We start from the raw sequence: 26974 nt of genomic DNA on the forward strand, positions 1-26974 counted from the left end.
AGCCGAAACCTCAAGGTGGAGGAAGACCATGAGCGTATTGGAAGCGTTGTTGCGCGACATCCCGCTGCCGCGGGTGGTGAAGGTGAGGCAGACCTTCCCGGCTCCGCGCGTCGCCGATGTGCCTGCGGCGGTGCGGGCGGCGCTCGCACGGCCGGGGCTGTTGGACAGAGTCCGCCCGGGGATGTCGGTCGCGATTGCCGTCGGCAGCCGCGGCATCCGCCACATCGACGTGGTGACGCGGGAGGTGGTGGCAGCGGTCCGGGCGCAAGGCGGCGACCCGTTCCTCGTACCGGCGATGGGCAGCCACGGCGGCGCCACGGCGGCGGGCCAGACGGAGGTGCTCGCCCACTTGGGCATCACGGAAGCCACGGCCGGCGCGCCCATCCGGGCGACGATGGACGTGGTGCAGGTTGGGCGATTGGACAACGGCCTGCCCGTCTACGTCGACGCGTACGCCGCCCGGGCGGACGGGATCGTCGTCATCAACCGGGTCAAGCCGCACACCGCGTTTCGCGGGCGGTTTGAGAGCGGCTTGATGAAGATGCTGGCGATCGGTCTCGGCAAGCAGAAGGGCGCGGAAGCGTGCCATCAGCTCGGTTTCGGCCGCATGGCGGAGCACGTCCCGGCGATGGGGCGGATCATCCTCGCGCGGCTGCCGGTGTTGTTCGGCGTGGCGCTCGTCGAGAACGCGTACGACGAGACGGCGCGGGTGGCGGCGTTGGCGGCGGACGAGATCGAACAGGAGGAGCCGGCCCTGCTCGAGGAAGCGAAGGCTTTGCTGCCGCGGCTGCCGTTCGATGAGATGGACGTCCTCGTGATTCACGAGATCGGCAAGGACATCAGCGGGGACGGCATGGACCCGAACATCACCGGGCGCTACCCGACGCCGTACGCGAGCGGCGGCCCGCGCGTCGAAAAGATGGTCGTCCTCGACGTGACGGACGCTTCCCAGGGCAATGCGAACGGCGTCGGGACCGCCGATTTCACCACCCAACGCCTGGTGGACAAGATGGACCGGACCGCCACGTACGCCAACGGCCTGACGTCCACCGTGGTCGGACCGACCAAGATTCCCATGACGCTCCCTTGCGATCGCGACGCCATCCGCGCGGCCGTCAAGACGTGCAACCGGCTCGACCTCGACCGGGTGCGCCTGGTGTATATCCGCAACACGTTGCACCTCGGGGAGCTGTACATCTCGGAGAGCCTGCTCGCGGAGACGCCGCGCACGCAGATGGAAGTGGTCGGCACGCCCGCTCCCATCCCGTTCGACGCGCATGGTAACATAACCTTATCTTGGTGAACCGCCATCTTGGCGCACGGCGCGCGAACGGAAAGGGGATGGGCATGGCGAACGTGGGCATGGCGAACGTGATGGTCATCGGCAGCATCAACATGGACGTGGTGAACCGGGTGCACCGGCACCCGCGGCCCGGGGAGACGGTGCACGGCCTCGGCACGTCGTACCACCCGGGCGGCAAGGGGGCCAACCAGGCGGTGGCGGCCGCCCGCGCCGACGCGCGCGTGACCATGGTCGGGGCGGTCGGCACCGACGGGTTCGGCGACGAGCTCATCACGAACCTCCAGCGCGCTGGTGTGGACACCGCCGCCGTGTTGCGCAAGGAGGGCACGTCGGGGTTGGCGTTCATCGACGTGGACGACGCGGGGGAGAATCTCATCATCCTCTCCGCGGGTGCCAACGGCAAACTCAGCCCGTCCGACCTTGTGGCCGCGCGGCCGCTTTTTGCCGGCGCCGACATCGTGTTGCTGCAAAACGAGATCCCCTGGGAAACCACCCGCGCCGCCATCGCGGCGGCACACGACGCGGGCGTGCGGGTCTGCCTCAACCCGGCCCCGGCGTTTGCGGTTCCTGCCGACGTGTTGCCGTTGTTGCATCTCCTCGCCGTCAATGAGACGGAGGCCGAGGCGGTCTCCGGCGTCAAGGTCACGGACGACGCACGCGCCGCCGAGGCGGCGGCGCAATTGGTGGCCGCCGGTGCAGAAGCGGTGTTGCTCACGCTCGGCGGGGACGGCGTCTTGTATCGGGACCGCGGCGGGCGGAGCATCCGCTTGCCGGCGTATCCGGTGGACGTGGTCGATACCACGGGGGCGGGCGATACGTTCATCGGCGCATTCGCGGCCGAATGGGTGCGCACCGGCGACGTGGCGGCCGCGCTGCATTTCGCCGCCGCTGCGGCTGCCATCTCGGTCACGCGGCCGGGTGCGCAGGCGTCCATCCCGGCGCGCGCGGAGATTGAGGCGTTTTTGGCGGTACAGCGCGGCGGCCGAACGTGATCGGCAGCCGCAGCCGAACGTGATCGGGAGAAGGGGGTGATTTCCGTGCGAGGGCTGCCATGGCACTGGAATGCCCGGCTTGCCGGCCATCCTTGGCCCACGCGCGAACGTGCGCCGCGGTGGCTTCATGCACGCGACGCGTTTGTCCTTCTCCTGCCGCTGTTCGGCGCGTTCATTGCACGCTGGCCCGTCCATTATCCACCACCCGTCGGCTTCTGGCAGGGGTTGGTGCTGCAATGTGTCTTGTTGCCGACGCTGTTCATCATCCAGTTCGCCCATCCCGGCTGGCGGGCGCTCGGCTTCACCACGCGGGGGATGGTGCAGTCGCTCTTGCTCGGCGCGTTGTACTGCTTGATCTACATCCTCCTCCTGCTGGTCTCTTCCCGCTACGGCTTGCACACACCTCATTTCGATGAAGCGCGCCGCTTCCTCGGCACACCGCTCGTCCTCGCCTTGTACTTTCCGTTCTGGGGCCTGTTGGAAAGCGTCTGGATGGCGTACGCCATTGCGGCGTTCCACGGCTGGTTGAGCCCGCGCGGCGACCAGGTACGCTGGCGGGACGTGATCGCGGCAGGCGTGTGGTTCGGCATCCTGCATGCCTTGGTGCAGGTGATCCTGTACCGTGCCCCGTTTCTGCCGAGCCTCTCCTACGTGCTGGTTGGCGTACTGATGGTGGTGGCCGGGAGCATACGTAAAGCGACGCGAAACGCCTGGGGCATGGTGTTGTTCTGGTGTGTGACGAATTTCTGATGGCACGCGCGGGATGTCGAGAACCGGCCGCGGTAGCGTGGACCTCGCGTGCGGCGTAACGGGTGATGCACATGGCGTATCCTCGTCTTCAACGCGACGTGGTATTGAGAGCAAGTTCCGGCTGCGGCGTGCACCTGGCGGGGAACGGTCCGGTGCGCGTGCTCCAGATTGGCGAAGGGAGGTTCTTGCGCGGTTTTTTCGACTGGATGATCCACGCGTGCCGCAAGCAGGGCCTGTTCGACGGCAGCATCGCCGTCACCCAGCCCAGGCCGGGGGGAGCTGAGGTACTGCGGGCCTTGCAGGCACAAGATGGGTTGTACACGCTGGTGGTACGCGGCCTGGAAGACGGCACCCCGGTGGAGCGAAGCGAAGTGATTGCGGTCTTCTCCACCATCCTCAACCCGTTCGAGCAGTGGGCGGAATTCTTGGCGTTGGCGGAGGACCCCCATCTCCAGTTCGTCGTCTCGAACACGACGGAGGCGGGGTTGGTGTACGAGCCCGTGCCCGTCCCGGAAACGGCGTGCCCCGCGTCCTTTCCCGCCCGCCTGACCTGGTTCCTGTACCGCCGCTTCAGGCACTTTCAAGGCGCGGCCGACAAGGGGCTCATCTGTCTGCCGTGCGAGTTGGTGGAGGGCAACGGCGACCGCTTGCGGGAATACGTGGTGCGGCACAGCGCCGACTGGGGCTTGCCGGATGCGTTTGTCTGTTGGCTCAAGCAGCACAACCGTTTTTTGAATTCGTTGGTGGACCGCATTGTGACCGCCTGCCCTTCGGCGGAGGCGGAGGCGTGGCGGCGCCGGCTCGGCTATGAGGATGACTTTCTGACCGTCGCCGAACCGTATTATCTCTGGGTGATTCAGGGCGACGAGGCGGTGGAGCGGGTGCTCCCGTTTCGCGCCGCCGGCCTGAACGTGCACGTCGTGGCGGATCTCACACCTTATCAGCTGCGCAAGGTCCGTATCCTCAACGGGGCGCACACCCTGATGGCCCCGGTGGGTATCCTGAGCGGCCTCACGCACGTGCGCGAGGTCATGGCCGACGCCGAACTGGCCGCCCATGTGCGATCCGCCATCGACGACGAGGTCATCCCGACGCTGCCGCTTGACCAGGCTGAGACGAAGCAGTACGCAGCGACCGTCTGGGAGCGGTTCGCCAACCCGTTCCTCGAGCACCGCCTGCTCGACATCGCGATGAACAGTATCAGCAAGTTTCGCGTCCGGGTGTTGCCCTCGCTGCGAGCGTATGTGGAACGCAAGGGCGCCTTGCCCCCGCGCATCGTGCGGTCGTTCGCTGCGCTCATTCGGTTGTACAAGGTACGCCGCGCGGAGGATGGCGCGGCGGGCTACGCAGGTATCACCTGGCGGGGCACGCCTTACGTCCTGCGCGATGACCCGGAGGTGCTCGCGCGGTTTCACCAGGCGTGGTGTGCGTTCGAGCGGCGGGAGATCGCCCTTCGGGACATGGTGCGCAGTCTCCTCGCCCAGCCGGAGCTGTGGGGAGAGGACCTTGGCGGCGTGGAAGGGCTGGTCGACGCTTTGTGCAGGGAGCTGCAGGACATGGAGCATCAACAGGATCTCTCTATACCCATCTCGCTCCGATGATTTGGTGAGTTACAGATATTCAATTTTGCCCGCCGTGGCCAACCATCCGGTGTTGCGACCAATAAGGCACTCAACGTTGTAAATATCATCTTCAAAGGCTCGCAGGTAATGCCTCCTGTTCTCTTCGTCTAATGGGATTTTGTTTAGACTCCAACGAACAGCTGTCAACCGTATCTTGTGCCGAATCTTTGCTGGAATGAGAGGTTTGACTAATCGGGTGAATGCGTTCGATGAAGTTGCCCATTGATACAAAGGACCACGAGGTATTCCGGTTACGTTAAAACGCATCGATGTGTCAATAGGGACGTCTTCCCTGACGCCGAGGAAAGAGAATATTTGTCTAAGAACCTTTGCGGGTTGGCGCTTGAAGTCGTCGTAGAGAATCACCATAACACGGTCTTTCCCGAATATTTCAAAGTATCTTTGGAGGGACGGGAAATACGTGCTGCCCTGTCGATACATCCAAAGTGGCTGGTAGTCGTTTTTCAGCCGTTGCGGCTCTGCCTGCCATCCCTCCGCAAAACTCAGCGTCTCACGGCCATCACGTATAAGATGCATATAAGCGCTGTATGCACGGTCAACCGGATGTCGAAGGATGACAATGAATTTTGGATCGTCGGCCCACCGAGCGATGCGCTCGGCCGATTTAGGATAAAAGAGGTAGCCGACAGACGATTCCCCTACAGCTGACTCACCTTGTACATTATCGAACAATGCGAGATATTCTGCCTCAGTGCGTATGAGATTCGACATATAAACTTCGTCCCCGGGTCCCTGAAACCTTTCTGGCATGTCGGGGATTGCAAAAAAATGGGTCTCTTTACGAGGTGCCATGTAAATATCGGGGTGTTGACACAGATATTGATTTAGTGAAGTCGTTCCGCATTTGGCTGCCCCGATGATGAAAAAGTTGGGTTTGCGTTTCATGACCGTACACCACCTTCCTCTTTGAGTTTATTTGAGTGGCAAAGTTGGATGGTGTACATTTCATGAAAGAGTCTTGGAATTGGACGATTCATTATGTAAATGTGTGGGGAATCTTTGATTGCGATGCAAAAAGAGCCTTACTTCTCAGACTGCGTTCTCGATCGTGTCAGTGAGCGGTATGAAGTTTTCGGGGCTTAAGTAGGGTCTGCTGAACGAGCGTAAAACCCGCTGCCGACAGGGATGTTTGGCCTCAGTACACTCCCATTCGCGACCAGCTTCAGAATTCTCGCGTTTTCTTCCTCGTTCTCATCCATGAATCAACCCGTGCATTTTGACTCTCGAAATGATTCCTGGGATAATCCGAAGACAAATCGAATATCCGAATTATGTTGCATCGCCGAATTCCCGAGAGGGAAACGGGGGACCCACCATGTTTGGGGTGAATCGCCTGAAAAGCATCTCAGGCGTAGGGTAATCTCTTAAGCCCGAACCCGTCAGCTAACTCCGTAGGCGTTTAAGAGAATGATTGGACCGGGTGTCTGCATTCCTCTTGCGTCGAGTGGATCCCCTGTTGGTCAAAAATGGCCGACAGGGGTTTTTTGCAACCTCCACTGCTTAATATCGTTTGACGTCCACTTACGAACCTGGAGTCATTTCTAACGACAGTGGTTGTTCCCCTTTAGGCGAACATTCCACGGCACATAAGCCTACTCTTTCGGAGGTGATTTCCCGGTGCTGGAATATGAACACGTGAGCAAAAGATATACGGATGGAACTGTAGCTGTGGAAGATTTTACTTTGCAGATTACAAAAGGGGAATTCGTTGTTCTAATTGGCCCCTCTGGCTGTGGGAAATCAACCACCCTGCGCATGACGAATCGATTGATCGAGCCAACAAGCGGCACCATCTATTTAGAAGGCCATGATTACCGTACCATACATCCTGTTGTATTGCGGCGGCGACTGGGATATGTGATTCAACAAATTGGTCTCATGCCTCATTTGACCATCGCGGACAACATCACTTTCGTCTTAAAACTCATGGGTGCGTCCAAAGCAGAGCGTTGGCGTCGTGCCGAACAGTTGTTGGCGCTCGCCAACATGGACACCTCGTATTTAAATAAATATCCTCGTGAACTCAGTGGCGGCCAACAGCAACGTGTCGGCGTTCTTCGTGCCTTGGCGCATGATCCTGAACTTATCCTGATGGACGAACCTTTCGGCGCGTTGGACCCTATTACACGCCAACAATTGCAAGATGAACTGAAACGCCTGCAAAGGGCGATGCATAAGACCATCCTCTTCGTTACCCATGATATGGACGAGGCTCTAAGATTGGCGGACCGCATCGTGATGATGCGAGATGGCAGGATTGTGCAGGTTGATTCGCCCGAGCGGTTGCTGCGCACTCCTGCGGATGAATTTGTCGCCCACTTCATAGGGCCTCATCGGATGCTTCAACATGCCGGAGAAATCCGTGTCAAGGAAGTGATGCTCGCGTCAGCTGTCACCATCCCTGCAGATCACGGTTTGGCTCAGGCTTTGGAACTCATGCGGCACAAGAAGGTGAATTCATTGTTCGTCACTGACGACGATCGGCGCTTTGTAGGCATTGTACTTCTACCTGAAGTGCAGGCCGCGTTGCGATTCCGTGAAGAGTGCCGAGTCGGTGCCCTTGCCGCCCGATCCGATGCGGCTGTATCCATCGAAGTCAGCGTAATGAATGCAATACGACAAATGCTCTCCTATCGTCTTGACGCGATTCCAGTGGTCGATAGCGATGGAATCGTCGTAGGTGTGGTGACTCGAAGCACCCTCGCCCATGTATTGGATGGTATCGTGATGCCATGTGATGGGGCTGTCCACATGGAATCTCCCGGATCTGGTTGCGTCACCGCGCAACTTTCACCTTGAGGAAACATCATCCAAGTCTTATGAAGGAGGCAAAAACCTTGTCTTTGCTGTACGATACCTGGATGTATTTCGTGGAACACGGTGCAGAGGTGTGGCAGTACATTCTGCAACAGCTATATCTCGTCGCGATCCCGGTTTGCGTCGCGATCATAGTGGCAATCCCGGTAACCATCTTAGCCACACGAGTAAAACACTTGTATCCACTAATCATGGGATTCAGCAACGGCGTTCAGACCATTCCAAGCATGGCTCTATTGGTCCTTATGATCACCATCGGCCTTGGTATCGGGATGCTGCCCGCCGTGATCGCCTTGTTTGTGTACGCACTGATGCCCATTGTGCGAAATACGTACGTAGGTATCAAGGGCGTCCCTGAGGAGGTAAAGGATGCTGCCATCGGAATGGGAACGACGAAATGGCAGCTTCTGGTCATGGTAGAGTTGCCTTTGGCGATCAAGGTTATCATTGCGGGCGTGCGCTCGGCGCTTGTTTCCACCATCGGGTTTGCTACTTTGGCCGCCCTCATCGGGGCTGGTGGACTTGGTGCCCTCATCCTTCAAGGCTTGGGCATGGCGGACAATGCCATCGTCCTTGCTGGGACCATTCCAGCCGTCGTGATGGCATTCCTGGCGGAATTTATCATGGGGCGGTTAGAACATTGGCTGACACCACGCGGTCTACGTGACTAATCCGTGATGCAAAACCGACGAGAAAACCACGTTGTCAGATGAACCTCGCAAAGGAGGCCTTAACAATGGGAAACTCTACCCATGGTATGGGATATTATACCAAATTATTTTTGATGGTCGCAGGGACAATGATGGCTCTATCCGGGTGCGGCTTGGCGCTGGGTACGGGGAACACGCCCGGTGAAAAACAAAATCCGTCTATGACAACTCACAAAGCCACTCGCATCACCATCGCAGCACAAGACTTCTCTGAACCGCTCATCGATGACTATATTTTAGCAGAGTATATTCAGGCAAAGACCCCGCTGAAGGTTACTGTAAAATCGACGTCAGGTGCTTCAGGCTTGCTGCACTCGATGATGCTCAAAAACAACATTCAAATGTTTGTCGGTTACGACGGAACCGAATTTACCGGTCCACTTGGCCAGTCTTACACGGGGAAGTTCAAAGGGCGGCCTGACCTTGTTTCGCAGTATGTTGTACGGGAGGAAAAGAAGCGGTGGAACATTTGGGTATCCCCGGCGTTGGGATACGAAGACACGTATGCGCTGGCCGTACTGGCTGAGACGGCCAAGAAGGATCATCTCTCGACCGTCTCCAGCGCGGTTCACTACGCGAAAAATTGGGTGTTAGCCACGGATAACACGTTTCAAGTACGCAAAGGAGATGGTCTCACCGACTTCGAACAGACATATGGCATCCACTTCAAGCAAGTGAGGGCAATGACGTATGACCTGATGTACCCGGCGCTCGCAAAAGGTGCGGTCGACGCTGCCATGGTGTATTCCACGGATGGACGTTTAAAGAAGCTCCATGAGGTTCCACTGACGGATGATAAGGCATTTTTTCCGCCGTATCATGCGGTGGTTTTGATCAATGGAGATGTGGAGAGTGCTTGGCATCTTGGTCAAATCTTGAAACCGCTATGGGGTGCCATCTCTACCGCGGAACAGACGAGCATGAATTACGAAGTGGATGTATTAAAGAAGGATCCGAAGGTGGTAGCGCACGAGTTCCTAATAAAACATGGATTTTTGAAAGATTAATAAAATTTTCAAAGATGACATTTAACGTGAATGTATGTGTAAAGATTTTGCTTTATGGTATCCATGCCATACTTTAACGCCACGGGAGCGTCAACCTCCTGCCGTCCGCGCGCCAGCATGGTACAATGTCACTTTGGGCGACTGTCACGTCAGCCGCTTAGGGCGGGAACCTGACGCGGCCCCACAGGCCGCAAGGAGCGGATGCATCTTGCCATGGTACGACGGGCTGGCCATCGCCCGGGTGAACGGATGAGACCACAACTGTTGCTCTGGGACATCGACGGCACCATCCTGCGCGCCAAAGGCGCAGGCCGGCGGGCCATGAACCAAGCGTTCGCCGAGACGTTCGGCATCGAAGGTGCGTTTGACGACGTCGTGATGCACGGGCGGATCGATCTCGATTTTATCGCCGAGGTGTTTGCCGACCACGAGGTCGACAAGCGCAAGCTGGAGGACTTCTTATTCGCGTACTACCGGGCGCTGCAGAAAGAGGCGACGCCGGAGAACATGGAGCTGTTGCCCGGCGTGGTGGACGTCCTCCAAGAGGCGGAGCGCCGAGGGTACCTTTACAACGCGCTCGGCACCGGCAACGTCGAGGTGGGGGCGCGGATCAAGCTGGACGCCTTCGATTTGAACCACTTCTTCCCGGTCGGCGGCTTCTGCGAGCGCCCGGCCCACCGCTACGAGGTGCTCGACAACGCCATCGAGCAGGCGAAGGCGTATTATGGGATTGAGTTCGCACCGCGGGACGTCATCGTCATCGGCGACACGGTGCGCGACATCGAGGCGGCGCGCAAGCTGAAGGTGCGCGTGGTGGCCGTGGCCACGGGCGGATCGCGCTATGAGGAATTGGCGGCGCACCAGCCGGATTTGCTCCTCCCGGACCTGCTCGAACAAGCGCGTTTGTTCGCGTGGATTGAGGAGCACGCCAGTGCGTGAAGGGCGGATTGCCCGGGCGGGCGCCGGCTCCGGATGCCCTTGGTGCGGGCTTTTTGAGCCGGTCGCCGGGCGAACCGCCCTTTCGCTGTCCGGGGCCGGTGTTCATTCTTCGTAGATCATCTTGATGGTCATGCCGCCGTCGACGACGAGGTTGGTGCCGGTGATGAACCCGGCTTCCGGCCCGGCGAGGAACAGGCAGGCGGCCGCGATGTCTTCCGGCCGGCCGACGCGGCCCGCGGGGTGTTGCGCGTGATCCTCCGGCCGCAGCACCGGCGTCTGGCGCGCGCTTGACTTTTTCCAGTCGGACACCTCAATCCACCCTGGGCTGATGGCGTTCACCCTGACGTCCGGCCCGAGCGTGACGGCGAGCGCGTGGGTGAGCGCCAGGATGCCGCCTTTCGAGGCCGAGTACGGCTCGGTGTGGGGCTCCGACATCAGCGCCCGCGTGGACGCGATGTTGATGATGACGCCGGGTTTCGCCTGCACCAACGCCGGGGCGGCGTATTTGGCCATCATGTACGGCCCGCGCAGGTTGACCGCGATGACCCGGTCCCATTCCGCCATCGGGCGGTCCCACAGCGTCCCGCGCGATCCGATGCCGGCGTTGTTCACGACGATGTGGATGGCGGAAAATGTGTCCCACGTGGTCTGGATCAGGCGCCGGACGTCCGCCTCCTCGGCGACATCGGTGGGCACGAAACGGGCGTCAGGCTGGATTTCGCGCAACCGGGCCTCGTGTTCCAAACCTGCTTCGGCGTCGATGTCCGCGATGACCACTTTGGCGCCTTCGCGGGCAAACGCGGTGCTGATGGCCATGCCGATGCCCTGGGCGCCGCCGGTGACGATGACGACTTTGTCTGCGAATTTCAAACCGTTCCCTCCCTGTCGGCAACGCGGTAGCGCCGCGCGTGGGTCGTCGGACCCCGTTTGTGTCCATTGTACCAAGGCAGGTGCTGCCGTGGCGGCGCGGGGCGGGAGAGAGGAGGCACGCGGACCTGGTGCTGCGACGTCGTAATCCGGTGCGGACAGGCCACCGGCGCCGCCCGGCGGCAGGATTGGCGATGCTGGCCCTGGCGCTCGTGGTGGCCGCGGTGCTGGAGGTCTCCCTCGGCCCGGTGACCATTCCGTTCATGCAGGTGCTGCCCAAGACCGTGGCGTACCTGCGCGGGGACCACAGCACCGCGGCGGTGGTGATGGGTGCCATTCGTTGGCCGCGGCTGTGTGTCGCCGTCCTGGTGGGTGCCGGTCTGGCGGCGACCGGCGCCGTCCTGCAAGCCGTGTTTCGCAACGCGATGGCCGATCCCGGCGTGATCGGCGTTTCGGCGGGCGGATCGCTCGGGGCGGTGCTCGTCATCACCGCAGGGGGTGCATCCGTCCATGCGTGGGCGGTACCGGGCGGCGCATTCGCCGCTGCGCTCACCGCCATGGCGGTGGTGTACCGGCTGGGGACCATCGGCGGGCGCACGGCGGTGCATACCTTGCTGCTCGCGGGGGTCGCGGTGGGATCGTTGTGCAGCGCGCTGGTGACGCTCGTGCTGTCGCTGACGCCCCTCGAGACGATGCAGCAGATCTTATTCTGGCTCATGGGCGGGTTGGACGGCAGCACCTGGATGAGCGCGGCCTGGCTCGCGGTGAGCGTCGCGGCGGGGATGGCCATCTACATGGCGCACGCGGACGCCCTTGATGTGATGTCCATCGGGGAAGAGCAGGCGGAAGGGGTTGGCGTCCCTTTGCAGCGCGTGAAACGCGTGTTGTTCGTCACTGCGGCGGTGGTCGTCGGGGTGTGCGTCAGCATCAGCGGTGTCATCAGTTTTGTCGGGCTCATCGTGCCGCACTTGGTACGTTTGTGGCTCGGACCGCGCCATCGGTCGCTCGTGCCGGCTTCGGCGCTCGGCGGCGCGGTCTTGGTGGTGGCGGCCGACATCGTGGCCCGCATGGCCCTCAGGCCGGTGGAGCTCAACATCGGGGTCGTCACCTCCTGCCTGGGCGCGCCGTTTTTCCTCTACCTGTTGCGGCGCCACGCGGTCTCGCCGTGGAGGTCGGCCTGATGCCGGAATTGCGGATGGAGGGCGTCTCGTTCCACAACGTATTGCGCGACATCACCGTGGCGTGGTCCGGCGGGTCGCTCATCGGGCTCATCGGCCCCAACGGCGCCGGCAAGTCGACCCTGATGCGGCTTGCCGCCGGCATCTGGGTGCCCACGGGCGGCCGGGTCACCCTCGACAGCCGGGACGTCCACCGCCTCAATCCGCTGCAGCGGGCGCGCCACTTGACCTACCTGCCGCAACAGACGTTCCACGACGTCGCCTATACCGTGCGCGAATTCGTCGCGATGGGCCGGTTCGCGCACAGAAAGCATTGGCAGGAACGGGTGCACGCATTACGTGCCGCCGGCCGGCGGGCTGCCGTCCAGGGCCGCGGCCCGGGCGGCGCATCCGGCACATCGCGCCAGCTTGTCGAGGACGCCATTGCAGCGATGGAGTTGGCACCGCTCGCCGACGTGCCGCTCGCTCAGTTGTCCGGCGGCGAACGCCAGCGGGCAGCCATTGCCCGCTGTCTGGCGCAGGGGTGCGACACGTGGCTCCTGGATGAACCCATCTCCAACCTCGATCCGTATTACCAGTGGGACATCCTGCGCCGCTTGCGCGCCATGGCGGAAGACGGGCGCCTGATTGTGATCGCCATCCACCATCTGGAGTTGGCCGCCCAGTTTTGCACCGAACTCACCCTCCTGCACCACCGCACGGTGTTCGCCCACGGCAGCCCGGAGGAGGTTTTGCGCGAAGACGTCCTGGCCGCGGCGTTCCGGCTTCCTATCCGCACATTCCGGGACCCGCACACCGGCGTCCTGCGGGTCAGCCTCCCGCCGCGGCCTGCGCGGTGAAGCGCGAACCGTGCGCTGATCCGGCGCGGCGGGCAGCCGGCGCAGGAGTCATTCAGCGCTGCGGGCAGCCGGTGCGGCGGGCGAGGACCATGGCCAGGGTGGTGCGCCTGTGCCATCCGGACAGGCCGCCGTCCCGGGGTCAGTGTCCGGCCCAGGCGTGCCATACGCTGGTCGTTGGTCCGGGCGGGAAGACGATGTAGAGCAGGAGGAACACCGCCAAGCCCGTGGCGGCCGTGATGAACCACGTGACCACCGTCCACGGCCCCCACTTGCGGTGGACGGCGAACCGCTGCTTGGCCGCATAACGCAGCGTGATGATGCCGAGTACGGCGGCCACCGTGGCGAGGACGGAGTGGATCTGCAGGAACACCTGGTACGGCTGGCGCCATCCCTCCGGTCCGCCGAACGTGGTATCGCCGACCAACACGGTCTTCGCCACGTAGCTGACGAAAAACAGCGCGGCCAGGACGGAACCGGTGATCATCAGCCGCCGGTGCACCTCGACCCGTCCGCGCCGGATGTACACCCATCCCACGGCCATGACGGCGGCGCTCGCAAGGATAAAGAATTCGTTCAAATACGCCAGGGCCAAAAGCAAGAGGAACCCTCCCCTGTCTCACACGCATTATCATGATTCTACCAATGGGCTCCCCTTTTGAACAAACACCTCAGGGTCTGCGGTTGTGCCTGCGGTTCCCGACGGATCGCGCACGAGGTATGCATGTGGATGCGTTCGGTGCGGATGGCTGGTATGATGGACTGCGGATACATGGCCGCGTGTCCATACGCTCCATCCCGGACGCATTGCGGCACAACACCCTTGGCTGTGCAAAGGAGTGAGAGAGGAACATGGCGGAGCTCCGGTACAACCCGCTTTTGCGCGACTGGACGATGGTCGCGTCCCACCGGCAACAGCGGCCGCTCATGCCCACCGACTACTGCCCGTTCTGCCCTGGCTCGGGCAAGGTGCCGGACGACTACGAGGTGTTGGCGTACGACAACGACTTTCCGGCGTTGTCCCCCAACCCGCCCGCCCCGGACGACGTCGCCACCGAACTGTACAAAGTGGCGCCGGCGTACGGGAAGTGTGAAGTCATCCTCTATTCCCCGGACCACAAGGCGTCCATGTCGACGCTGCCGGTGCGCCACATCCGCAAAGTGGTGGATCTGTGGGCGGACAGGTTCAACGCGCTCGCGGCCGACGCGCAGCACAAGTACGTCCTCATCTTCGAGAACAGAGGCCCGGAGGTCGGCGTCACGATGCCGCACCCGCACGGCCAGATCTACGCCTATCCCTACATCCCGCTCAAGTTGCAGGTCGAGTTGGCCAGCTGCGAACAGCATCATCGCGAGACGGGCCGGTGCTTGCTCTGCGACATGAACCGGGAAGAGATCCGGTTCCAGCGGCGGATGATTGTCGAAACGGACGATTTCATCGCGTACCTGCCCTTTTTCACCGATTACCCGTACGGTGTGTTCATCGTGAGCAAGGCCCACAAGACGGGACTGCCGGATTTTACGGCCGACGAGCGCAACGACCTGGCGAAGATGCTCAAGCTCGTCACCGCGGGCATGGATCGCTTGTTCGACCGGGAGTTTCCCTACATGATGGTCCTGCACCAGCGGCCGGTGAACGGGCCGGACGTGAGCCCGTACTACCATTTCCACATCGAGTTCTACCCGCCCCTGCGCGATCGCGATAAAATCAAATATCTGGCGTCGTCGGAGACGGGGGCGTGGGCGCCGTGCAACACGGCCGCGGTGGAGCAGACCGCGGAACAGCTGCGGTCGGCGGTCATTCGCGCGAAAGGAGAGATCCACATTGACGGCTGACACAGGGTGGTTGCCCGCAGAAGGCCTGCGCGCGGCGCTGGCGCGCTTCCTGGCGTTTTCCCCGGGCAGTGCCGGCGACGTGCGGGTGTTTTTCGCGCCCGGCCGGGTGAACCTCATCGGCGAGCACATCGATTACAACGGGGGCGACGTCTTCCCGGCCGCGCTGAAACTGGGGACCTGGGCGTTCGTCCGCCCGCGCCGGGACAGGACGCTTCGCTTTGCGTCCACTTCGTTTCCGCAGGAAGTGACGGTTTCCCTCGACGACCTGCACTTCGATCCGGCGGACGACTACGCCAACTACCCGAAGGGCGTGGCCTGGGCGTTGCAACAGGACGGGCACCAGCTCCAGGGCGTGGACGTGCTGTATTACGGCAATCTGCCCAACGGGGCCGGCCTGTCGAGTTCGGCGTCCATTGAACTCGCGACGGCGGTGGCGTTCAACGAACTGGCGGAGCTCGGCTTGGACGGCGTGCAGATGGCGCGCATCGGCCAGCGGGCGGAAAACCAGTTCGTCGGCGTCCACTGCGGCATCATGGACCAGTTCGCCGTCGCGATGGGCAAGGAACAGGCGGCCATCTTGCTCGATTGTGCCACCCTCAGCTACCGTCATGTGCCGTTTGACGCGGGAGAGTACCGGATCGTCATCGCCAACACGAACAAGCGGCGCGGCCTGGCGGATTCGAAGTACAACGAGCGGCGGGCGGAGTGTGAGGCGGCGCTCAGGCAGTTGCAGGCATGGCGGCCGGATCTGAAATTCCTGGCGCAGCTGCCGCTCGAAGCGTGGCCGGAGGCGGAGGCCCGCTTGGCCAATCCGGTGCTGCGCAAGCGGGCGCGCCACGTGGTCACGGAGCAGGCGCGCGTGCACCAGGCGGCCGCGTGCTTGGCGGAAGGGCGGCTGGCGGAGTTCGGCCGCTTGCTCAATGCGTCGCACGTCTCGCTGCGCGATGACTACGAGGTGACCGGGCCGGAGCTGGACGCATTGGCCGAAGCCGCCTGGGAGGCCGAGGGGTGCATCGGATCCAGGATGACGGGCGCGGGCTTCGGCGGCTGCACGGTGAGCTTGGTGCACCGGGACGCCATCGATGCGTTCGCGGCGCAGGTGGCGGAACGTTACCGGCGGGCGGTGGGGCTCGAAGCGTCGTTATACGTCAGCGACATCGGCGACGGGGCGCGAGAGGTCACCGCCGAGGTGCGCACGGTGTGCCAGGGCTAATCGCGTCACTTCTCGCTCCGGGCCGCCGGGCGGGAAGCGGGAAGCGGAGGTGGCATCATGCCGTCTAGGTTGGATGTGGCTCGCCTGGCGGGCGTCTCGCCGTCCACCGTCTCGCGCGTGCTCAACAACAGCGGGTATGTATCGGAAGACGTGCGCAAGCGGGTCATGCAGGCCATCGAAGAGCTGAACTACATCCCGAACCGGGTGGCCCAGAGCCTGCGCAAGCAGAGAAGCCGGCAGATTGCGTGCATCGCGCCGTCCATCGGCAATCTGTTCTACCATGAGATCCTGGCGGGCATTCAGGAGACGGCCGAAGCGCGGGATTACACGTTCTCCCTGTACAGTTCGTCGTCCGACAAACGGACGTACCTGCGCGTGATCCACGAAGGGTTTTACGACGGCGTGATCCTTTTGTCGCCGTTTGACGTGGAGCGGGTGATGAAGCTGGAGGACATCGCGGCCCACATCCCGCTCTGCCTGTACTGCGACCGCAAGCGCAGTCCGGGCATCCCGCACGTGTATGTCGATCTGCGCCAGGCGATGCGGCGAACGGTCGCCCATCTGGCCGACATGGGCCACCGGAACATTCTCTTTTTGGGATACGAGTTCATATCACCCGACGAAAACCCGCGCTACCAGGGCTATGTGGACGCGTTGACCGAGAAGGGATGGCCCGTGCAACCTGAGCTCTGCCGCTTCATCCCGGACTTTCAAGACACGGCTTCCGTCGGCTACCAGGTGGTGAAAGAGTCGCTTGCGCTCGGCCTGAGGTTCACGGCGGTCGCGGCATCCAACGACCTGCTCGCCATCGGCGCCATCCGTGCGTTGCTGGAGAGCGGCAGGCGCGTGCCCGAGGACGTGTCGGTGACCGGGGTGGACGACATCGAGATCGCGCATCTCATCAAGCCGTCGCTGACCACGGTGCGCATTCCCAAGCGGGAGATTGGCAACACCTTGATGCACATGCTGCTCGAACAGATTGACCGGGAGCTTTCTGCCGGGAGGATGGTGGAGTTTCCGACCGAACTCATCATCCGGGAGTCTGTACGCGCGGTGGCGTCATCGCCGGCGGGCGGATCTGCGGACTCGTCCTGACCGGTTGGTCGTGTTCGCAAAGGAGGCGTGGGGATGGCGAGCGTGTTTTGGAAGGGTGCGGACGTGTCGTTTCTCGACGAAATCGAGGAGAAAGGGGGACGGTACTTCTTCGGCGACACGGCGGCGGATGCTTTGGCCATCTGCAAAGAACTGGGGTTCAATTGCATCCGGCTTCGCCTTTGGAACGATCCGGAACACGGCTACTGCGGGCCCGCGCGCACCCTGGCGATGGCCAGGCGCGTGCACGCGATGGGGATGCAGCTCATGATTGACTTTCATTACTCTGACACATGGGCAGACCCCGGCAAACAGTTCAAACCCGCCGCGTGGCGCGAGCTGCCTTTCGACGCACTGGTGGACGCGGTGCACGAATTCACGCGCTCCTTCCTGCAGGCGATGGTGGATCAGGGGACACCGCCTGCCGCGGTGCAGATTGGGAACGAGGTCACGTACGGCATGCTGTGGGAGGACGGGCGCGTTCCCGGGCCGTCGGCCGCGGAACAACCCGCCGCGTGGGAGCGGTTCGCCCGGTTGCTGGCGGCCGGTTCATCCGCCTGCCGCAAGGTGCTGGGGCGAGCGGTCGACGTGGTGGTGCACATCGATCGCGGCGGGGACAACGCAGGCAGCCGTTTTTTCCTTGACCATCTGCTGCCGTACGACGTGGACTTCGACACGTTGGGGCTGTCGTTCTATCCTTGGTGGCACGGGACGCTGGCGCAATTTGAGGCCAACGTCTGTGACCTGGCGACGCGGTATGCCAAGGACATCGCGCTGGTGGAGACGGCGTACCCATGGGCGGACAATGACGTGATCCATGGGAATCCCTGGGCGGATGACGACGTGCCCATCGCGGGCCAGGCGGAAGTCCGGCCGTCCGTCGAAGGGCAGCGTGCGTTTCTCGCCTCGGTGTTTCGCATCATGCGCAACCTCCCGGGCGACCGCGGCAAGGGTGTGTTCTATTGGGAGCCGGCGTGGATCCCGGTGCACGGCCAGGTGACGGGCTGGCATTACAACGGTTTGTTCGATCTCGGCGGCCGCGTGCTCCCGTCGGCGACGGTGGTTGCGGACGCTTGAACGCTTGGCGGCGGTCTGTGCCTTGGCATGCGGCGCGCTGGTTGAAGGGGCGCAGAAATTTTTTCCCGGGTGATGATAACCCTTTCAATTTTCGTGATCGCTCTGCTATAATGGAGGCATCTGATGTGGATTCGAATCCACAAGGCGTGGCGCATGACGTTACGGTATGTGAGTTTTCTCTTGCTGGATGGTTGCCGCCGCGCTGTGAATTCGAATTCAGTCAGCAGCCTGAAGGGGCCGCGCGCAGAGAGGCCTACGGAAATCGGATGGAGGGGACCAGAGGATGCAGAAGGGGAAGCTCCAGAAAGCGGCGCTGGCGTCCGTCGTCGTCGCCGGGACGCTCGCGACCAGCCTGCCGAGCGCATTCGCGCAGGCGAAAAAACGGGACGACATCCCGTCCGGCATCACGCTGCACGTGTTGTCGTACTGGCAGTCGCAGGAGTTGGCGGTCATCAAGAAGCTGGCGGCGGAGTGGGGCAAAGCGCACGGAGATACCGTCATCGTGACCCAGAACACCGCAACCAGCAACGGGCGGACGCCGAACTTCGCGAACTGGGCAACCCAGGTGCGCGCCGGGGTGGGACCCGATGTGGCCATCGCCATGCCGCAGGACAACCTGGGCACGTTCCAACAGGAGGGCTTGTTGGCTCCGGCCACGTTGATGAATCCGAAGGACTACCCGGCTCCCATCGCGGAAGGTGTCCGCATCGACGGCAAGTACTGGGGGTATCCGGTCGCGGCCCAGAGCGTGGCGCTGTTGTACAACAAGGCGAAGATCAAGACCCCGCCGAAGACATGGCAAGAGTTTGTCGCGGACGCGAACAAGTACGGGTTTGCGATGCCGCAGGAGCAGTTCTACTATGACTACGTATTCATCGGCGGCATGGGCGGTTACATCTTCGGTAAAAAGAACGGGAAGCTGGATCCGAACGACATCGGGCTCGCCACGCCGGGGGCCATCGCGGGCTTCCAACTCTTGCGCGATATGAACGCCAAGTACCACTGGATGAATCCGAGCGTCAACCAGAGCATCGCCTTGTCGGAGTTTGACAACGGCAAAGTGGGGATGTACATCAGTGGTCCGTGGGATGTGACGAGCGCGCAGAGCAACAAGATCCAGGTGGGTGTCGCGCCGATTCCTACCCTGCCCAACGGCAAGCCGGGCACACCGCTCATCAGCATCCTGACCACCATCGTCAATCCGAAGTCGAAGTACCTGGCCGCGGCGGAGTCGTTGGCCCAGTACCTGTCGAACGAAAAGGCGCAGCTTGAGTACTACAAGGCGAACAAGGACCTGCCGGCGCTCAAGAGCTTGCAGAAGAACAAGGTCATCCTCGCGGATCCGATTGCGACCGGGTTCGTGCAACAGCTCAATACGGCTGTACCCATGCCGAACATCCCGCAGATGTCGGCGGTGTGGAGTGCCCAGAACATCATCACGTCCATCATCAAAGGGACCATCTCACCGAAGGACGGCGCGCAACAGTTCGTGAAGAACATCCAGACGGCCATCAAGTTGGCGCAAGGGTAAGACGCGAACCGTGGTGTCCGTGGGGGGTGAGCCTCCACGGACACCTTATGATCTGGGGGTTTGGCCATGCGGGCGTCGCAATCGACTCGGTCGAGGGTGCAGTGGAGCGCGTATGTGTACATCTCCCCTGCACTTCTCACCATGTGTGTCTTGAGTTTCTTGCCAATGGCATTCACCATTTATATTTCGTTCACCAACTGGAATCAAATGCACTTTTTGCATTATCAATTCGTCGGACTGCAGAACTACATCACGCTGTTTTCACCGAGCACCGCGTCGCTCGTGGCGTTTGTCCCGACCTTGGTGTGGACGGTGGTGTTCGCGTTCGTCTCGACCACGGTCAACTACCTCGTCGGCTTGTTCCTCGCGGTGTTGGTCAACGACAAGGCGTTGCCCGAGGCGAGGCTTTATCGCACCCTGCTCATCATCCCGTGGGCTGTGCCGGGGCTCATCTCCATTTTGTGCTGGCAGGGGCTTCTGAACGAAAACTACGGGCAGATCAACGCCCTTTTGCATTTGTTCGGCATCGGTCCGGTGCCGTGGCTGGACAACCCGTTCTGGGCGCGGGTCAGCGTCATCCTGGTGAACCTGTGGCTGTCGTTTCCATATTTCATGACGGTCTGTCTTGGCGCGCTGCAGTCCATCAGCACGGAGCAGTACGACGCGGCCGTCATCGACGGGACGACCGCCTGGCAGCGGTTCATCTACATCACGTTTCCGAACGTGTGGCGCGTGAGCATTCCCATGCTGATTCCGGCTTACTCGGCCGCGTTCAACAACTTCAACATCATTTATCTGTTGACCGGAGGCGGGCCCAACCGGGTTGAAACCCAGTTTGCGGGGTATACCGACATCCTGGCGTCCGCCGCGTACAAACTGGCGCTGCAATTCAACCGGTACGACCTGAGTGCGGCCATTTCGGTCATCCTGTTCTTCATCGTCGGGATCATGAGCCTCATCAACATGCGCTTCACGAATGCGTTCAAGGCGGTGGATTGAATGAGCAGAGCACGCCGAGCGTATAAACCGGGTGAGCGGCTGCGGGTATGGAGCATCCGGCTGGTGCTGTGGGTGGTCATTGTGATGGCACTGTTGCCGCTCGTCTACGTGGTGACGGCATCATTCAGCCCGACGCAGACGTTTTTCTCTCCTTCCGTCATCCCGCAGCACCCGACGCTGGACAATTACCGCGCGGTGTTCCAGTCTGGATTCATGCGCTGGGTGTGGAACAGCACCGAGGTGGCGGTGGTGGTGTCGGCGGCCCAACTGGTCATGACGTCCACCGCGGCGTACGCGTTCTCGCGTTTGCGGTTCATCGGCAGGAAGTACGGCCTGATGACTCTGCTTCTGTTGCAGATGTTCCCGAACTCCATGGCGATTGCCGCCATCTATGCGGTGCTCGCCCGCTTGGGGATTCTCGACCGGCTGTGGGTGTACGCATTGCTCCTCATTGGTGGCAGCGCATTCAACATTTGGCTGATGAAAGGGTACTTTGACACCATCCCGCGCGAGCTGGATGAGTCGGCGTACGTGGATGGTGCCGGCCACTTCCAGATCTTTTGGCGGATTGTGCTGCCGCTCGCCCGTCCGATGCTGGCCGTGGTGTTCTTCCTGACCATCATCGGGATGTACAGCGAATACATTCTCGCCGGGACCGTTCTGCAATCGCCGGACAACTATACGCTGGGGCTGGGGATGTTCACGCTCATCAGCGGCCAGTTCGCGCAGAACTGGGGCATTTTCGCGGCCGGGTCCCTCATGGCGGCGGTGCCGCTGTCCGTCGCGTTCGCCATCCTGAACCCCATGATGGCACGCGGCCTCACGGCGGGCGCCACCAAAGGATGACAAGACGGGCGCTCGTGTTATCCCGCGCCGCCACCTTGGGCGCCGCAGCTTGTCGTGCAATCAAGAAAAAGAGGTGAGTGACGTGGGTCAGAAGTTTCCCCCCATCCATCCGCAACTCCCGCGATTTCTGCACGGGGCGGACTACAACCCCGATCAATGGCTCAACCGGCCGGACATCCTCGACGAGGACATCCGCCTGATGAAGCTGGCCAAGTGCAACGTGATGTCGGTCGGGATCTTCTCGTGGGCTGCGCTGGAGCCGGAGGAAGGGGTATTTCGTTTCGAATGGCTGGATCGCGTCCTGGACAGGTTGGCGGAAAATGGGATCTACGTGTTCTTGGCCACTCCGAGCGGCGCCCGGCCGGCCTGGATGTCGCAAAAGTACCCGGAGGTGCTGCGCGTCGGCGCCAACCGGGTGCGCATCCTGCACGGGCTTCGGCACAACCACTGCTACACCTCGCCCGTCTATCGGGAGAAGGTGCGGATCATCAACACCAAGCTGGCGGAGCGGTACGCGTATCATCCGGCCGTGATTGGGTGGCACATCTCCAACGAGTACGGCGGCGAGTGTCACTGTGACCTCTGCCAGGCGGCGTTCCGGACGTGGTTGAAGCAAAAGTACAAGACGCTCGACGCGTTGAACGAGGCTTGGTGGACCGCGTTCTGGAGCCACACGTTCACCGACTGGGATCAGATTGAGTCGCCCGCGCCGCACGGAGAGCACCTCATCCACGGCATGAACCTGGACTGGAAACGGTTTGTCACCGACCAGACCGTCGATTTCTGCCGGCACGAGATTGCGCCGCTCAAGGCGGTGCGGCCGGATTTGCCCGTGACCACCAACATGATGGAGGCGTACGAGGGGCTGAATTACTGGAAGTTCGCCGACGTTCTCGACGTCATCTCGTGGGATTCGTATCCGCGCTGGCACGAAGCGGGGGACGATTGCAGCGGCCAGGCGTCGTGGGTGGCGATGATCCACGACATCAAGCGCGCCATGAAGGGCGGGCGCCCGTTCATGCTGATGGAGAGCACCCCGTCGACGACGAACTGGCAACCCGTGAGCAAGCTGAAGCGGCCGGGGATGCACCTGTTGGCCTCGCTGCAGGCGGTCGCTCACGGCGCGGATACGGTGCAGTACTTCCAGTGGCGCAAGAGCCGCGGTGCGAGCGAGAAGTTCCACGGTGCCGTGGTGGATCACTGCGGGCACGAACACACGCGCGTGTTTCAAGAGGTCAAACAGGTGGGGGAGGTGTTGGAGAAGCTGGCGGAAGTCGTCGGGACGAGCGTCCAGCCGGAGGTCGCGATCGTCTTCGATTGGGAAAACCGCTGGGCGGTCAAGGATGCGCAGGGTCCGCGCAACGCCGGCATTCACTACGAGGAGACGGTGCACGCGCATTACCGTGCGTTCTGGAGCATGGGCATCCCGGTGGACGTGGTGGATATGGACGCCGATTTTTCGAAGTACAAGTTGGTCGTGGCGCCCATGCTGTACATGGTCCGCGGGGACGCCGGCCGGCGGCTGGAGGCGTTCGTCGCGGCGGGCGGGGTGCTCGTCGCCACCTACTGGTCGGGCATCGTCGACGAACACGACCTGTGCTTCCTCGGCGGCTTCCCCGGCCCGCTGCGCCGGGTGCTCGGCATCTGGAGCGAGGAGATCGACGCCTTGTACGATCACGACCGCAACCGGTTGGTCATGGCGCCGGACAACGCGCTGGGGCTGGCGGGCGAGTACGAGGTGCGCGAGCTGTGCGATTTGATCCATCTCGAGGGTGCGGAGGCGCTGGCGTTCTACGGGGACGACTTTTACGCCGGACGGCCGGCGCTGACCGTGAACCGGTTTGGCCGCGGTGCGGCGTATTATCTCGCGGCACGCGCGCGGGAGCCGTTTTATGCCGATTTCTACCGGCAGCTCGTCGCGCAGCACGGCATACACCGTGTGTTGGACGCCGAATTGCCGCCGGGCGTCACGGCGCAGTTGCGCACCGACGGGGACCAGGACTACGTGTTTGTGATGAACTTTCGCGCCACGCCGCAACAGGTCGTGCTGGGGACGGGATCGTTCACCGACGTGGTGGCGGGTACCGAGGTCCGGGGCACCTTGCACCTGCCCGGCTTCGGTGTATGCGTGCTGCGGCGGGCGAACGACGGTGCTTTCCGCCCGCCGGCTGGGGCGAGCGAACAATCCCTGCTCCATGTTTGAGGAAGGGGATGGGATGATGCGCAGACGCATGTGGATACGGCCAAGGCACCGACGTATGCGCCGCGCGACGCACTGGCTGCGAACGACCGCAGGGTCGCTCGCCGCGCTCGGCGCACTGGCCGGCGCGACCGCGGCTCCGGCCGTGCATGCACAGCCGGCACAAAAGCCGGGGTTGCCCCCAGGGCTCGATGTGGCCATCGGGCGTCCGGTCACTGTTGGCGGGACGGTCCGCCGTGATCCTTCCGACGTGTCGTCCGTGGACGACGGGGACGCTTCGACCGTCTGGCAGCCGGGTGCCGCGAAGGTGAGTGTCACCGTGGACTTGCAGGCACCGCAGCGTGTTTCCGGTTGCGGCGTCACCTGGGCCGGTGCGGCCGCGGGCGCCAGGTTTTCGGTCACGGTGTCCACGGATGGCAAGACGTGGCATGCCCTGCCCGGTCTCGCGGGGCAGGGCACGCCGGTGGCAGGCATCATCCAGTACGCCGATTGCCCGCAGCCTGGCGTTCAGGCCAGGTACGTCCGGCTGTCCGTGTGGACGGCCAAAGGCCGCATCCCCGGCATCGCCGAGTTCCGCGTGTTCTCCCCGTCCGCCCAGGCGGCCTCCGCCATGATGTTGGGCGACGACCTGTCGACCATGGCCCAGGAAGAGGCCATCGGGACGAAGTACAGCGCCGACGGCAAGACACAGCCGCTGCTCGCCATCCTGAAGGCAGGCGGTACGAACTATGTACGCCTGCGGTTGTGGGTGAATCCTCCCGGGGGGAACAACAACCTCACCCAGGACTTGAAGATGGCGCGGGAGATCAAAACGTACGGGATGAGACTGTTCCTCGACATCCATTATTCCGATTTCTGGGCGGATCCTGGCAAGCAGAACATTCCCGCAGCCTGGCGCGGGCAGTCGCTCCCGGCACTCGCGAAGACAGTGAAGTCGTATACGCAAAGCGTGATGGAGGCGTTTGCCAAGCAAGGGACGCCGGTCGACATGGTGTCCATCGGCAACGAGATCACGGATGGCATCCTGTGGCCTGTGGGCCAGTTGAACCTGCCGGACGGTACGCAGCAGTGGAGCCAGCTCGCGGCGTTGCTCAACGCCGGCATCGCCGGCGCGCGGGCCGGCAACCCGAAAGGGCATCCGCTCAAGGTGATGCTGCATATCGATCGCGGCGGGGACAACGCGGGCGCAGAGTGGTTTTTCGACAACATCATGCAGGCCGGGGTCAAAGGCTTCGACGTCATCGGCCTCTCCTATTACCCATGGTTCCATGGCACCCTGGCGGCGTTTCGTGACAACATCCGGGCGCTGGCGCAACGGTACCACAAACCGATTGTCGTCGCGGAGACGCAGTACCCGTGGACGACGGCCAACGCGGACGGGACACCCAACCAGGTGGACGCGACAACCCCGCTGTTGCCGGGTTACCCGGCGACGCCCGACGGTCAGGCGTCGTTCGTGCGGGACATCGTCTCGCTGGTCGCCGCACTGCCGAACCACCTCGGCCTCGGCGTGTTTTACTGGGAGCCGGCTTGGTTGCCGGGGGTCGGTTGGGAACCCGGGGCAGGTACGAGTGCCGATAATCTGACGGAGTTTGATTGGCAAGGCCGGGCGCTGCCGGCGGTGGACGCTTATCAGATTGGGCCTGCCACGCGTTCTGGTTCATGATTCTCCCCTTCGCAACTTCGTCTTATGTTCCTTATGCTCCTGGGATATGGAAAGGCAAAACGATAAACTTCGAATGAAAGGGTCATAGGCTGCCAAATCATGCATCTGCGCGTAGCCGCCATCAGGGGATGGTGGCTACGCAGAAAGGATCATGGATGAAGCGAACTGCATGGTTACACCCATATGCCAGGATGTACCCGCCGAGACCCTCTTGCATAAATCCCGCGCGATATGTTATTTTGAAAGCGCATTAGTAAAACGATTCAACCACCGATGTGCTAGGATGGTGTTATGGTCAGAATCAAAGATATCGCGAAACTGGCAAACGTATCGCCTGCGACGGTTTCCATGGTGATCAACAACCGGGGGAATATCAGTGAAGCGACGCGGAAAAAAGTTTTAAAGATCATTGAGGAATTGAATTACCAACCCAATAATGTGGCCAGGAGTTTGAAGACCAACCGGACCAGAACCATCGGCGTGATCGTGGAAGACATCACGGTGTTCAGTTCACCGGAGATCATTCATGGGATTAATGAAAGCGCTGACGAACACGGGATGTCGATTTTGCTGACCAATCTGCGGGTGCATCGATTAATCGGGAACAATTTTGAGAACTTTGATCGATGCAAACAGAGTGTGATGAATGCGGTCGAGGAACTGCTCAGCCGTCAGGTCGACGGGATGATTTACATAGGGATTCACAACCGCGATTTGACGGGATTGATCAACATCCCGAAACCTGTGGTATTCACATACTGCAGCGCTTCCGGGGAGAATCAGTATTCCGTCAACTACGATGATGAATTGGCTGCATTCGAAGCGACGGAGTACCTGATTCAACGTGGGCATGAAAAGATTGCGTTAATCAGCGGGTTAATCGATTCAATCCCATCGCATGACCGGTTCACGGGGTATTACAGGGCCATACGTGAACATGGGTTGCCTTTCAACCCGGTTTACGTAAAAACGGGAGATTGGGAGTTTGAATCCGGTTACGTCATGGCAAAGGAATTGCTCGCCTTGGCGGACAAGCCCACAGCCATTCTAGCCATGAACGATTTGATGGCAGGGGGGGTGCTGGAAGCATGCCGGGAATGCGGGGTCCGGGTTCCGGAAGACCTGTCGGTCGTGGGATTCGACAACCGGGAAATCAGTTTTTATTTCATCCCCAAGTTGACCACGATGGGATTGCCGTTGAATGAGCTTGGCAGAAAGTCGGTGGAGATATTGGTGCGTGCCATTGAAGGCGAGCCCATTCCGGAAAAAAGCGTGAAGTTGAAGTGCAACCTCGTGGAACGGCAATCGGTGATGCCGGTCCGGGATGGCTTGGCCATTCAATGAACTCAAAGCAGCAAACGTGAGGCACGCCTTGATGGGGGGTGGGAACGGGGGGGTTACCGTAGCCGTGTCGGATGTCTCGGGATGTGTTCTCAACCAGACTTTTGAAACACACGGGGGAGGAAGAAAGG

Annotated in this window: 23 protein-coding genes and 1 riboswitch; of the genes, 20 read left to right on the forward strand and 3 right to left on the reverse strand. The window is 61.7% G+C overall.

The features are described 5' to 3' along the window. The first annotated feature begins 28 nt into the window (after positions 1-28). From IEX97_RS05650 to IEX97_RS05665, 4 genes are all read left to right on the forward strand, one after another. The gene (locus tag IEX97_RS05650; RefSeq protein ID WP_188881652.1) at positions 29-1303 is read left to right on the forward strand and encodes a nickel pincer cofactor-dependent isomerase, group 22; all 1275 of its coding nucleotides are present in this window, start codon (positions 29-31) and stop codon (positions 1301-1303) included. A gap of 44 nt (positions 1304-1347) precedes the next feature. After that, positions 1348-2295: a ribokinase gene (gene rbsK, locus IEX97_RS05655; RefSeq protein WP_229776460.1), complete on the forward strand. Its 948-nt coding sequence runs from the start codon at positions 1348-1350 to the stop codon at positions 2293-2295. Between the two features lie 45 nt (positions 2296-2340). Further along, complete coding sequence (locus tag IEX97_RS05660; RefSeq protein ID WP_188881653.1) at positions 2341-3045, forward strand: hypothetical protein; 705 nt, start codon at positions 2341-2343, stop codon at positions 3043-3045. 71 nt (positions 3046-3116) lie between these two features. Next, positions 3117-4646, forward strand: a complete 1530-nt coding sequence (locus tag IEX97_RS05665; RefSeq protein WP_188881655.1) for a tagaturonate reductase — start codon at positions 3117-3119, stop codon at positions 4644-4646. Between the two features lie 9 nt (positions 4647-4655). Here IEX97_RS05665 and IEX97_RS05670 read toward each other — a convergent pair whose 3' ends face one another. Then, positions 4656-5573 (reverse strand): sulfotransferase family protein, encoded by a 918-nt coding sequence (locus IEX97_RS05670; protein WP_188881656.1) that lies wholly within the window; start codon positions 5571-5573, stop codon positions 4656-4658. A 385-nt stretch (positions 5574-5958) separates the two neighbouring features. Then, positions 5959-6101, forward strand: a riboswitch (cyclic di-AMP (ydaO/yuaA leader). Between the two features lie 204 nt (positions 6102-6305). Between IEX97_RS05670 and IEX97_RS05675 the strand changes: the two genes are divergently transcribed. The 4 genes from IEX97_RS05675 (at position 6306) to IEX97_RS05690 (ending at position 10161) form a co-directional block, all read left to right on the forward strand. Beyond that, positions 6306-7487, forward strand: coding sequence for a betaine/proline/choline family ABC transporter ATP-binding protein (locus tag IEX97_RS05675; RefSeq protein ID WP_188881657.1), 1182 nt, complete (start codon positions 6306-6308; stop codon positions 7485-7487). 38 nt (positions 7488-7525) lie between these two features. Next, on the forward strand, positions 7526-8176 hold the full coding sequence (locus IEX97_RS05680) for an ABC transporter permease (protein ID WP_188881658.1): 651 nt from the start codon (positions 7526-7528) through the stop codon (positions 8174-8176). A gap of 65 nt (positions 8177-8241) precedes the next feature. Next, entirely contained in the window at positions 8242-9222 is a 981-nt protein-coding gene (locus IEX97_RS05685; protein WP_188881659.1) for a glycine betaine ABC transporter substrate-binding protein, read from the forward strand. Positions 9223-9435: 213 nt separating this feature from the next. After that, on the forward strand, positions 9436-10161 hold the full coding sequence (locus IEX97_RS05690) for an HAD family hydrolase (protein WP_229776462.1): 726 nt from the start codon (positions 9436-9438) through the stop codon (positions 10159-10161). 102 nt (positions 10162-10263) lie between these two features. On the opposite strand, the gene IEX97_RS05695 is transcribed toward IEX97_RS05690, so the two are convergent. Further along, positions 10264-11031 (reverse strand): glucose 1-dehydrogenase, encoded by a 768-nt coding sequence (locus IEX97_RS05695; protein ID WP_188881660.1) that lies wholly within the window; start codon positions 11029-11031, stop codon positions 10264-10266. 128 nt (positions 11032-11159) lie between these two features. On the opposite strand from IEX97_RS05695, the gene IEX97_RS05700 reads away from it, so the two are divergent. Together IEX97_RS05700 and IEX97_RS05705 are read left to right on the forward strand one after the other, a co-directional pair. Then, on the forward strand, positions 11160-12209 hold the full coding sequence (locus IEX97_RS05700; protein WP_229776464.1) for a FecCD family ABC transporter permease: 1050 nt from the start codon (positions 11160-11162) through the stop codon (positions 12207-12209). Next, positions 12209-13045: an ABC transporter ATP-binding protein gene (locus IEX97_RS05705; protein ID WP_188881661.1), complete on the forward strand. Its 837-nt coding sequence runs from the start codon at positions 12209-12211 to the stop codon at positions 13043-13045. The genes IEX97_RS05700 and IEX97_RS05705 overlap by 1 nt, the downstream gene beginning before the upstream one ends. 139 nt (positions 13046-13184) lie before the next feature. Here the strand turns inward: IEX97_RS05705 and IEX97_RS05710 are convergent, their stop codons facing one another. After that, the gene (locus IEX97_RS05710) at positions 13185-13643 is read right to left on the reverse strand and encodes a DUF420 domain-containing protein (protein ID WP_229776466.1); all 459 of its coding nucleotides are present in this window, start codon (positions 13641-13643) and stop codon (positions 13185-13187) included. A 251-nt stretch (positions 13644-13894) separates the two neighbouring features. Here IEX97_RS05710 and galT point away from each other — a divergent pair, with 251 nt between their 5' ends. From galT to IEX97_RS05760, 10 genes are all read left to right on the forward strand, one after another. After that, positions 13895-14878: a galactose-1-phosphate uridylyltransferase gene (gene galT / locus IEX97_RS05715; protein WP_188881662.1), complete on the forward strand. Its 984-nt coding sequence runs from the start codon at positions 13895-13897 to the stop codon at positions 14876-14878. Positions 14879-14915: 37 nt separating this feature from the next. Next, on the forward strand, positions 14916-16091 hold the full coding sequence (locus IEX97_RS05720) for a galactokinase (protein WP_229776475.1): 1176 nt from the start codon (positions 14916-14918) through the stop codon (positions 16089-16091). Positions 16092-16148: 57 nt separating this feature from the next. Next, positions 16149-17186 carry a LacI family DNA-binding transcriptional regulator gene (locus tag IEX97_RS05725; RefSeq protein WP_188881663.1) on the forward strand — a complete coding sequence of 346 codons (1038 nt, stop codon included), beginning with the start codon at positions 16149-16151 and terminating at the stop codon, positions 17184-17186. A 33-nt stretch (positions 17187-17219) separates the two neighbouring features. Then, positions 17220-18260: a glycoside hydrolase family 53 protein gene (locus IEX97_RS05730; RefSeq protein ID WP_188881665.1), complete on the forward strand. Its 1041-nt coding sequence runs from the start codon at positions 17220-17222 to the stop codon at positions 18258-18260. A 283-nt stretch (positions 18261-18543) separates the two neighbouring features. Next, a complete protein-coding gene (locus IEX97_RS05735) occupies positions 18544-19791 on the forward strand; it encodes a sugar ABC transporter substrate-binding protein (protein ID WP_188881666.1) in 1248 nt (415 codons plus the stop codon). A 165-nt stretch (positions 19792-19956) separates the two neighbouring features. Next, the gene (locus IEX97_RS05740; RefSeq protein ID WP_229776468.1) at positions 19957-20790 is read left to right on the forward strand and encodes a carbohydrate ABC transporter permease; all 834 of its coding nucleotides are present in this window, start codon (positions 19957-19959) and stop codon (positions 20788-20790) included. After that, positions 20791-21636, forward strand: a complete 846-nt coding sequence (locus tag IEX97_RS05745; protein WP_188881668.1) for a sugar ABC transporter permease — start codon at positions 20791-20793, stop codon at positions 21634-21636. Positions 21637-21718: 82 nt separating this feature from the next. After that, a complete protein-coding gene (locus IEX97_RS05750) occupies positions 21719-23839 on the forward strand; it encodes a beta-galactosidase (protein WP_188881670.1) in 2121 nt (706 codons plus the stop codon). A 16-nt stretch (positions 23840-23855) separates the two neighbouring features. Then, positions 23856-25502, forward strand: a complete 1647-nt coding sequence (locus IEX97_RS05755) for a glycosyl hydrolase 53 family protein (RefSeq protein WP_188881671.1) — start codon at positions 23856-23858, stop codon at positions 25500-25502. A gap of 291 nt (positions 25503-25793) precedes the next feature. Further along, positions 25794-26846: a LacI family DNA-binding transcriptional regulator gene (locus IEX97_RS05760; protein ID WP_188881672.1), complete on the forward strand. Its 1053-nt coding sequence runs from the start codon at positions 25794-25796 to the stop codon at positions 26844-26846. Positions 26847-26974 lie beyond the last annotated feature (128 nt).

Source organism: Paenalicyclobacillus cellulosilyticus, from assembly GCF_014647315.1.
Classification (GTDB): domain Bacteria; phylum Bacillota; class Bacilli; order Alicyclobacillales; family Alicyclobacillaceae; genus Alicyclobacillus_J; species Alicyclobacillus_J cellulosilyticus.

Excerpts from the sequence above, each read along its gene's own strand:
- IEX97_RS05650 (WP_188881652.1), top strand. The coding sequence starts at position 29 with ATGAGCGTATTGGAAGCGTTGTTGCGCGACATCCCGCTGCCGCGGGTG.
- rbsK (WP_229776460.1), top strand. The coding sequence starts at position 1,348 with ATGGCGAACGTGGGCATGGCGAACGTGATGGTCATCGGCAGCATCAAC.
- IEX97_RS05665 (WP_188881655.1), top strand. The coding sequence starts at position 3,117 with ATGGCGTATCCTCGTCTTCAACGCGACGTGGTATTGAGAGCAAGTTCC.
- IEX97_RS05670 (WP_188881656.1), bottom strand. The coding sequence starts at position 5,573 with ATGAAACGCAAACCCAACTTTTTCATCATCGGGGCAGCCAAATGCGGA.
- IEX97_RS05685 (WP_188881659.1), top strand. The coding sequence starts at position 8,242 with ATGGGAAACTCTACCCATGGTATGGGATATTATACCAAATTATTTTTG.
- IEX97_RS05690 (WP_229776462.1), top strand. The coding sequence starts at position 9,436 with ATGGTACGACGGGCTGGCCATCGCCCGGGTGAACGGATGAGACCACAA.
- IEX97_RS05705 (WP_188881661.1), top strand. The coding sequence starts at position 12,209 with ATGCCGGAATTGCGGATGGAGGGCGTCTCGTTCCACAACGTATTGCGC.
- galT (WP_188881662.1), top strand. The coding sequence starts at position 13,895 with ATGGCGGAGCTCCGGTACAACCCGCTTTTGCGCGACTGGACGATGGTC.
- IEX97_RS05725 (WP_188881663.1), top strand. The coding sequence starts at position 16,149 with ATGCCGTCTAGGTTGGATGTGGCTCGCCTGGCGGGCGTCTCGCCGTCC.
- IEX97_RS05730 (WP_188881665.1), top strand. The coding sequence starts at position 17,220 with ATGGCGAGCGTGTTTTGGAAGGGTGCGGACGTGTCGTTTCTCGACGAA.
- IEX97_RS05735 (WP_188881666.1), top strand. The coding sequence starts at position 18,544 with ATGCAGAAGGGGAAGCTCCAGAAAGCGGCGCTGGCGTCCGTCGTCGTC.
- IEX97_RS05740 (WP_229776468.1), top strand. The coding sequence starts at position 19,957 with ATGGCATTCACCATTTATATTTCGTTCACCAACTGGAATCAAATGCAC.
- IEX97_RS05745 (WP_188881668.1), top strand. The coding sequence starts at position 20,791 with ATGAGCAGAGCACGCCGAGCGTATAAACCGGGTGAGCGGCTGCGGGTA.
- IEX97_RS05755 (WP_188881671.1), top strand. The coding sequence starts at position 23,856 with ATGCGCAGACGCATGTGGATACGGCCAAGGCACCGACGTATGCGCCGC.
- IEX97_RS05760 (WP_188881672.1), top strand. The coding sequence starts at position 25,794 with ATGGTCAGAATCAAAGATATCGCGAAACTGGCAAACGTATCGCCTGCG.